Annotated in this window: 4 protein-coding genes; all 4 read left to right on the top strand. The window is 71.3% G+C overall.

What is annotated here, in order from left to right; all coding sequences use genetic code 11:
- Positions 1-97 precede the first annotated feature (97 nt).
- A complete protein-coding gene (locus H5J26_RS26710; protein WP_181768535.1) occupies positions 98-2041 on the top strand; it encodes an HAD-IIIC family phosphatase in 1944 nt (647 codons plus the stop codon).
- A 112-nt stretch (positions 2042-2153) separates the two neighbouring features.
- Positions 2154-3260, top strand: coding sequence for a DUF4037 domain-containing protein (locus H5J26_RS26705; protein WP_181768534.1), 1107 nt, complete (start codon positions 2154-2156; stop codon positions 3258-3260).
- Positions 3261-3502: 242 nt separating this feature from the next.
- Positions 3503-5284: a fatty acyl-AMP ligase gene (locus H5J26_RS26700; protein WP_181768533.1), complete on the top strand. Its 1782-nt coding sequence runs from the start codon at positions 3503-3505 to the stop codon at positions 5282-5284.
- Between the two features lies 1 nt (position 5285).
- The coding region (locus H5J26_RS26695) for an acyl-CoA dehydrogenase family protein (protein ID WP_181768532.1) at positions 5286-6806 on the top strand (1521 nt) is incomplete at its 3' end.

The following is a 6806-nucleotide window of genomic DNA, read 5'->3' as shown; positions in this document are numbered from 1 at the left end:
GGTCAGGCCTCACCGCAGGCCCGGCAGGGGCACAAGGCCCGCTTAAGAGCGCGTCCCCACACTTCCTACGGACCGACAGCTACGTGAGGAAGCAGCCGTGACAGCACCAGCTTCAGCATCAGTGGAGCCCGTCGCCGCCGGCCGCACCGGCCCCCTGGAGCGACTGCGCGAGCTGCGCGAGGAGGGGCGGCTCGCCTCCGACTACCCCTCCGTACCAGGGCTGCTGGCCGAACTCGCCCAGTCCGACGGCGCGTTCAACGATCTGTCCAGGGCAGGGCGGCTGCTCGCCCGGGTCCGCGTGGAGGACATCCAGGAGCACCACCCCGAGGTGCGGGCGGTCACCGCGGCCGTCACCGGCCACGGGACCGTCGACGCCCTCACCCCCGCGCTCACCGCTCAACTCGCCCGGCACGGCATCCCGTTGCGGGTCGTCACCGGCGACTTCGACTCCTGGCTGCGCGATCTGCGCGACACCGGCAGCGCGTTGTACGCGCCGGAGACCGAACTCGCGCTCTGCCTGCTGGACCCCCACATCGTCTTCGGTGAACTTCCCGCCCCCTGGGGCGTGGAGGACGTCGCCGAGGCGACGGCGAGCAAGCTGGAACTGCTGGACAGGCTGGCCGGCCGCTACGCGGAAGAGGCCACGGGCACGCTCGTGCTCAACACCCTGCCGATGCTGCGCCGCCACACGCATCAACTGGTCGACCACCGCTCCCGCACCGAACTGGCCGCTCTGTGGCGCGAGTTCAACGCGGGACTGCTTCGGCTGGCGCTGAAGCACCCTCGGCTGCACGTCATCGACCTCGAACCGCTCGTGGCGGAGGGCGGGCCCGTCCGCGACACGCGGCTGGCCACCTACGCCAAGGTCCACCTGGGCGAGGAGCTGCTGGGCCGTTACGCACGCGAGGTCGGCCACCTCACCCGGACCCTCCTGGGACGCACCAAGAAGGTGCTGGCCGTCGATCTCGACAACACCCTCTGGGACGGCGTCCTGGGCGACGACGGGCCGGAGGGCATCGCCGCCGCCACGACGTACCGCGGCGAGGCGTTCGGCGCCTTCCAGCACACCGTCCGGCAGATCGGCGCCCAGGGCGTGCTGCTCGCCGCGTGCAGCAAGAACGACGCCGAGCCCGTCCTCGGTGTCCTGCGGGACCACCCCGACATGGTGCTGCGCGAGGCCGACTTCGTACGCGTCACCGCCAACTGGGAGCCCAAGGACGGAAATCTGCGCGACATCGCGGCCCGGCTCAATCTCGGTGTGGACTCCTTCGTCTTCGCCGACGACTCGTCCTTCGAGTGCGGCCTCGTCTCCGCGACCCTCCCCGAGGTCGCCGTGGTCCGTCTCAGCGAGGAGCCCGCGCTGCACATCGACGCGCTGCTGGCCGACGGCTGGTTCGACGTACGGGAGTTGACGGCGGAGGACCGGCAGCGCGCCGGGCAGTACCGCTCCGACGCCGAACGCCGGGACCTCCTCGACAGCGCCGGGTCCCTGGAGGAATACCTCGCGGACCTCCAGGTGCGGGTCGCGCTCTCGCCGCCCGAAGAACACGAACTGGCGCGCGTCTCCCAGATCACCCTGCGCACCAACCAGTTCAACATGACAACGGAGCGGCTGCAGCAGACCGAGGTCCGCGAGCGCGTGGACTCCCCGAGCCGACTGGTGCTGGCCGTCCGCTCCCAGGACCGCTTCGGGGACAACGGCAACGTCGGGGCGCTGCTCGCCACTTGGACGGGCGACGCGCTGCACATCGACAACATGCTGCTCAGTTGCCGGGTCTTCGCCCGCGGCATCGAACAGGCAGCTGTGAGCGCGGTGTTGGAGCACGCACGCCGGAGCGGCGCACGTCACGTGTACGCCCGGTACCGTCCCACGGCGAAGAACCACCGGGTGCGCGGCTTCTACCCCTCGCTCGGCTTCGAGACGGTCGAGGAATCGCCGGAAGGCGAGCTCGTCTTCCGGCACGACCTGAGCGAACTCCCCGCGATCCCCGAGTACGTGACCCTCACGGCATCCATCCCCGCCGGAGAACCGGCTCCCTGAGGGGCGCCGGCTCCCGCCCACCGCCTTCCGTCCCCCGACCGCCTGCCGTCCGCCATCCCCCCACGGCGGGCGGCAGGCTTCTTCGCGCCGCCGCGTCGGAGACAGTGGTCGCATGACGACGCATCACGCCGAATTCCTCCCGGGCCTGGAGCTGTCACGGATCTTCTACGAGGAGGCGGTGCGGCCGGTCCTCGACGCGGAACACCCGGGCCTGCGCTACGCCGCGGCCCGCGTGGGCGCCGGATCCGAAGTGCTCGGCTACGACACGGCACGGTCGGCGGACCACGAGTGGGGGCCCCGGCTGAACCTCTTCCTCGACCGGGAGGAGGCCGCCCGCAGCGGAGCGGCCCTCCACCGCCTTCTGGCCGACCGGCTGCCCAAGCACGTACGCGGCTGGCCCACGCACTTCCACCATGACGGTCCGCACGAGCCGGTGGGCCTCATGACGCCGACGGACGGTCCGGTGAATCACCGCGTCTCCGTGGACGACGTCGGGACCTGGCTGCACGCGCAGCTCGGCATCCGCCCCTGCCTCGCGTTGGCCGGACCCTCCGTCCGCGACTGGCTGGCGATGCCGCAGCAGAAGCTCCTGGAGGTCACGGCGGGCGCGGTCCACCATGACGGGACCGGCGAACTCGGCGCTGCCAGGCGGATGTTGGCCTGGTACCCCGACCAGGTGTGGCGGTACCTGCTGGCATGCCAGTGGCAGCGGATCTCCCAGGAAGAGGCGTTCGTGGGCCGCTGCGCCGAAGTCGGGGACGAGCTCGGCTCTGCAGTGGTCGCCGGACGGCTGGTGCGTGACCTCATGCGCCTCTGCCTGCTGCTCGGGCGCCGCTACGCGCCGTACAGCAAGTGGCTGGGCAGCGCGTTCGCCGAGCTGGAGGTAGCGCGGACGCTGACGCCGTCGCTGCGGGGCGCTGTGGCGGCGCAGGGCTGTCCGGAACGCGAGGCCCGGCTGTGCGACGCGTACGAGACGGTGGCCCAGCTCCAGAACGAGTCGGGCCTCGCGGACCCGGTGGAGCCCACTCGCCGCCCGTACCACGGCAGGCCCTTCATGGTGCTCCACGCCGAACGCTTCGCCCGCGCACTGGCGGAGACGGTCACCGACCCGGAACTGTCCTCCCTGCCGCTCACCGGCAGCGCCGACCAATGGGCGGACAGCACCGACCTGCTGGCCCGCGCCCGCCCCCTCCGGGCGGTACTCGACAATCTCGCGTAACCCGGCCCGGCCGCGTGACCCAGCCCGGCCGCGTCTCCCGCGTAACCCGGCCCGGCCGATTGACCAAGCCCGGCCGCGTCCCGTGTGACCTGGTCCGAGCCGCGTACAGGCGGACCGGCGCGGTGCGCCTCCCGTGACTCCCGGGCACAAGCGCCCCCTTAGCGCCCCCACGCACCATCGGGTATCCGCAAACCCCTCGCCGGCGCTCAGCCAGCGGATCTCGGAGAGGTCAGGGAACCACGTTGAGAAGCTTCCGCACCTTCACGGAACTGGTCCTGTCGCGCGCCGCCGAGCACAGCGCCGAAGACGCCTACATCTTCGTGCCGGACGACACCGGCACCCAGGGGCCGGAGCACCTGTCGTACGCGACGCTCGACCAGGAGTCCCGCCGCATCGCCGCGTGGCTCCAGGAACACGGCGCCTCCGGCCGTCAGGTGCTGCTGCTCTACCCGTCGGGCACCGCCTTCATCAAGGCCTTCACCGGCTGCCTCTACGCCGGCGCGGTCGCCGTACCGGCACCGCTGCCGACGGAGCAGGGCCAGCGGTTCAACCGGGTCTCCGGCATCGTGCGTGACGCCGAAGCGTGCGCGGTGCTCACCGACTCGGCCAACGCCCCCCAGATCACCGAGTGGTTGGCGTCCGAGGGCATGGACGACGTGCTGTGCCTGGCCACCGACTCCGACGGGTACGCCGATCCGGCCGCCTACAGCGAGCCTTCGCTCACGCCGGAGAGCCTGGCCTTCCTCCAGTACACCTCGGGATCGACGAGCGACCCCAAGGGCGTGATGGTCTCCCACCGCAACCTGCTCGCCAACGAGGAGGCGATCCACCGCGCCGTCGACTCCAAGCCGGGGTCCCGGATCGGCGGTTGGCTGCCCTTCTACCACGACATGGGCCTGATCGGGCATCTGCTCCACCCCCTCTACATGGGCGCCTCCGCCGCACTGATGTCGCCGGTCTCCTTCCTCAAGCGGCCTCACCGCTGGCTCCAGATGATCGACGAGCACAAGATCAATATCGGTGGCGGTCCCAACTTCGCGTACGACCTGTGCGTGCGACGCGTCACGGACGAACAGCTCGCCACGCTCGACCTGAGCTGCTGGGAGAGCGCCGTCAACGGCGCCGAGCCGATCAGGGCCGAGACGATGAAGGCCTTCAGCAGGCGCTTCGCGCAGGCCGGCTTCAGCCCGGACGCCTTCTTCCCCTGCTACGGCATGGCAGAGACGACCCTCCTCGTCAGCGGTGCACCGCGCGGCACGACGCCCGTCATGCGCAGCGCCGACGCGGAGGCGCTGGAACGCGGTGAGCTCACGACGGCCGAGGAGGGCGCCGCGTCCAGGACGCTCGTCAGCAGCGGCCACGTGCGGGACTTCGACGTGCGCGTCGTCGACCCGGGCACCCGCCGGGAGCTGTCCGCCGGGAACGTCGGAGAGATCTGGGCCAAGGGCGACAGCGTCGCGAACGGCTACTGGAAGCGCCCGGAGACCAACGTGGAGATCTTCGACGCGTCCATCGCGGACACCGTGGGCGAGGACGCCGGCGGCTGGCTGCGTACCGGCGACCTGGGCGTCATCGAGGACGGGGAGCTCTATGTCACGGGACGTCTCAAGGAGTTGGTGATCCTCGCGGGGCGCAACCTCTACCCGCAGGACGTCGAACGCACCGTCCAGATCGGTGACGAGGCCCTGAGCATCGGCTCCGGAGCGGTCTTCTCCGTGGAGACCGACCGCGAACACCTGGTCATCGTGCAGGAGGTGCGCGCGAAGGCCGTGCGGTCCGACCTGTCGCCGGTCGCCGCCCGCGTCCAGCGTCTCATCAGCGGGGAGTTCAACGTCCCCGCGGGCAACGTGGTCCTCGTACGGCCGGGCACCATCCGCAAGACGACCAGCGGGAAGATCCAGCGCACGCTGATGCGGAAGCTCTTCCTCGAAGGTGCCCTCGTGCCGCTGCACGAGGTGCTGGAGCCAGCCGTACGGGGAATCGTCGCGGAAGCCCCCGCTCCCTCTCTCGAGCCGGCGGTCTGAGGTGGAACACCTTCCGTACCGGCTGGCGGAGGACTTCGACAGAGACCTCGGGGACCCGCGGGACGCAGCCGGATCCTTCTCCTTCGCGCGCTGCCTGGAATTCGACGAGAAGGAGGAGTTCCCCGACGAGATCTGCCGGGGCCTGGAGAAGTGGGGGCTGTCCAGCTACTACGTGCCCACTCGGCACGGCGGACGGCTCTCGGACTACGAGCAGCTGCTCCAGCTCATGCGCAGCGTCGCCCGGCGCGACCTGACCGTCGCGGTCGGGCACGGCAAGACGTATCTGGGGGCGGTGTGCGCGTGGGTCGCCGGAGAGCCCGGGCAGGCCCGGCGGGTCGGTGAGGCCGTGATGAGCGGCGTCCCCGTGTCCCTCGCGCTCACCGAACGCGCCCACGGCAGCGACCTGTTGGCGGGCGAGGTGCAGGGCCACCCCGCCGGCGACGGGCGGGGTGGGCGGATCGTCAGCGGCGAGAAGTGGCTGATCAACAACGCCACCCGGGGCGAGATGCTCTCGGTGCTCACCCGCACCGATCCCGGCGGCGGCCCCCGCGGGTTCAGCATGCTCCTGGTCGACAAGCGCAAGCTGGCCGAGGGCACCTACCGCCACCTGCCGAAGGTACGCACACACGGCATCCGCGGCGCCGACATCTCCGGCATCGTCCTCGACGGTGCGCACGTGCCCGACGAGGCGCTGATCGGCACCGAGGGCGGCGGCATCGAGACCGTGCTGAAGGCACTGCAGCTGACCCGCACCATGTGCGCGGCGCTGTCGCTGGGCGCCGCCGACCACGGGCTGTCCCTGGCCGCGGACTTCGTCGAGGAGCGCGAGCTGTACGGGCGCCGACTCGTCGAACTCCCGCAGGCACGCCGGGTGTTGGCGGAGGCCGCCGCGGACGTGCTGCTGCACGAGGCACTGGCCGTGGTCGCCTCACGAGCGGTGCACACCCTGACGGGCGAGCTCAGCCTCACCGCGGCGGTCACGAAGTACCTGCTGCCCAGCGGAACGGAGGACGTCCTCGCTGCACTGACCCGGCTTCTGGGTGCACGCGCCTTCCTCAAGGGCGTCCACGCGGGCGGGATGTTCCAGAAGGTGGAGCGCGACCACCGCATCGTGGGCCTCTTCGACGGCAACACCCTCGTCAACCTCAACTCCCTGGTGAGCCAGTTCCGTTCCCTCGCTCGCTGCTACCGGCGAGGCACGGGGGACGCGGCGGGCGCGTCGGCCGCCTACGACCTGTCGGTGCCCCTTCCCGAGATGGACCCGGCGGCGCTGTCGCTCGTGGCGCGTCGCGGCAGCGGCGTCCTCGCCACCCTCCAGGACTCCGCGGCCGAACTGGCACGCCAGGCCGCCGAGAACCCCGCACGCGCGGAGGCAGCCGCAGCGGCCGAGCGGCTGCTGGCCGTCGCGGGGCGCCTCCACAACGACATGGCGGAAGCACCGCAGCCCGTCGGCGACGTGCCGCCCGCAGCGTTCGAGACCGCACGCCGCTACACCCTGTGCTACGCCGCCGCTGCCGTACTC

This window comes from Streptomyces albidus (ex Kaewkla and Franco 2022) (assembly GCF_013870515.1).
GTDB classification, from domain to species: domain Bacteria; phylum Actinomycetota; class Actinomycetes; order Streptomycetales; family Streptomycetaceae; genus Streptomyces; species Streptomyces albidus.
The sequence above is the reverse complement of the archived record's forward strand: the minus strand, read 5'-3'. Positions and strand labels throughout refer to the sequence as shown.